This is a genomic window from Ruminococcus callidus ATCC 27760, assembly GCF_000468015.1.
GTDB classification, from domain to species: Bacteria; Bacillota; Clostridia; order Oscillospirales; family Ruminococcaceae; genus Ruminococcus_C; species Ruminococcus_C callidus.
On record NZ_KI260353.1, the window covers coordinates 6,384 to 8,539 of the forward strand.

The following is a 2,156-nucleotide window of genomic DNA, read 5'->3' on the forward strand; positions in this document are numbered from 1 at the left end:
CTTACGCACAAGCTTTGTGCGGTATTGCCTTAACCCAGCAGGAACTTCATCAATGTGACAGCGTCCTGAATGTTGAAACTGCCGTCAGCGTTCATGTCAGCACGCTGGAAATTCGGATCAGTTTCCGACGGTACAAGTGCAACTTCTTTGAACAGCATATCCCGCATGATCGCCAGATCGAATCCGTTCAGCATGCCGTCCTCGTTGACATCGCCGCGAATGACATTGCCGACCGGTTCGGTGACAGTGGTAGTGGTAGTGGTAGTGGTGGTAGTTTCCGCAGTGGTTTCTGTGGTGACTACCGGATCCTTGCCCTCTACGATGGCGTAGAACGACGGCTTTGCGGTGTAGTTCTCATTGAACAGCAGCGGGGTTTTTGCGGCTCTCCAACTCTTGTCGTCGGTGGTGCCCCAGAATACCACTGCGGAAATGCTGTCTGCATACTCTACGCATGCGTCCATGATGCCCTTGTATATCTCTGCCTGCTTCTCGAAGCCGGCTTCCGAGGTGTCAGAGGTGGTGATGTCCAACTCGGTGACCTGAATGTCCAGACCGGTTTCGACAAACTTTTCCAGAGCCTTCTTATAGGTGGAAACGTTGGGGAATCCAACGTCCAGATGGGACTGCATGCCGATACCGTCGATCAGTCCCTTGTCTTTCAGTTCCAGAGCCATTTTGCAGATCGCATCGGTTTTCTGCGGCATGTACTCGTTGAAGTCGTTGTAGTACAGCTTGGTGTTTGCCGGAGCGTACTTTCTGGCATACTCAAATGCCGGTTCGATAAAGGAGTTGTCGCCGAATACCTTGACCCAGCCGGAATAGTTGGCATTCTCGGACTGTCCGCCGCCGGTGCGGGGAACGCCGTTGTCCAGCCATGCTTCGTTGACCACGTCCCATGCGTAGAAGTTTACCGTCGGGTATTCTTCTTCCAGAGCCGCGAAAACGTTCTTGATGTAGTTCTCCATACGCTGGAGCATCACGTCCTTGGATACCCAGTCGCCGTCGTCCTGAAAGCCTTCCTTAAAGAACCAGTCCGGTGTCTGGCTGTGCCATACCAGCACGTGTCCGCGAACCGGAATGTTGTTATCACGGCAGTAATTCAGAATGGTTCTGGCACTTGCCAGATTGATGACCGGATCGGTGTTGCTGCCGGAAGCGAGGGTAGCGGCTTTGTTCAGAATGGATTCCGGCTTCAGTTCGTTGCCCAGCGTGATGCTGTTGAAATGCTTGGCGATCAGATCCTTGGTGGACTGGGGAGCCAGTTCCGCAGTGGTCACTGCGGTGCCGATCTTGAAATCGTTGGCATACACGTCCTTGAGGGACGGAATGTCTTTCTGAATGGGGTATACCGGAGCCGTGCGTACTTCGAAATCGTCGATGTACATGGTGGCTTTGTCGTTGCACTCAAAGTACAGGTATACCTTGGAAACGTCCTCGGAGAAGCTGAACTTCACGTTGGAGAATGTTGCCCAGTCGCCGTTGCTGGTCTGTGCCTGCAAATTGCTGTAGTGGCGTTCGCCGCTGGCATCGGTGTATTCCATGCTCAGATTGATCGAGTTGTACCACTCGGTCTTTGCTGCGGCACTGACAGTGTACTGCACGCCGGCTTCGCACTTGTCGTCCAGCAGGAACTGCGGGCCGTTCCAGTTTTTCTCTCTGTCGCTGATGCACATGGAGTAAGAGCCGCTGTATGCCTGCGAATCGGTTGCGGTAATGGTTTCTACGCCGCCTCTGCCGGTGAATGCCGAAACATCGCCGTCCTCGAAGTCGTTGCTGTAGATCTCTGTGGTGCCGTCGTCTTCTGCCGCACTGACAATGCCAGCAGAACTGCTGCTGAACGCTGTCGTTACCGGAACTGCTGCACAGAGCATCACGGCACTCAGCACGCCGGCAGTTACACGAGTTTTGATTTCTTTTTTCATGAATGTGTTCCTCCCTGCCACAAAAATATTCTATTTTATTGTAGCATGTGAAGCAGAAAAAGTCAACTAACCACACGAATATTTGTATGAAATCACAAAAAAGCACGCCTTATTTTGTGCAAAAGACGTGCTTTCCGGTTGGGAGAAGTGGCGGCTGCCACTTATATATAGGTATTGTAATTTGTTGTTTGACATTTTTCGCAAAGTGTGGTATACTAAATTTTGAGGGCATAC

1 protein-coding gene is annotated in these 2,156 nt (G+C 51.9%); it reads right to left on the bottom strand.

Features of this window, described 5'->3' with window-relative positions:
• Positions 1–29: 29 nt before the first annotated feature.
• Entirely contained in the window at positions 30–1,922 is a 1,893-nt protein-coding gene (locus RUMCAL_RS04820; protein WP_021681465.1) for an endo-1,4-beta-xylanase, read from the bottom strand.
• Positions 1,923–2,156 lie beyond the last annotated feature (234 nt).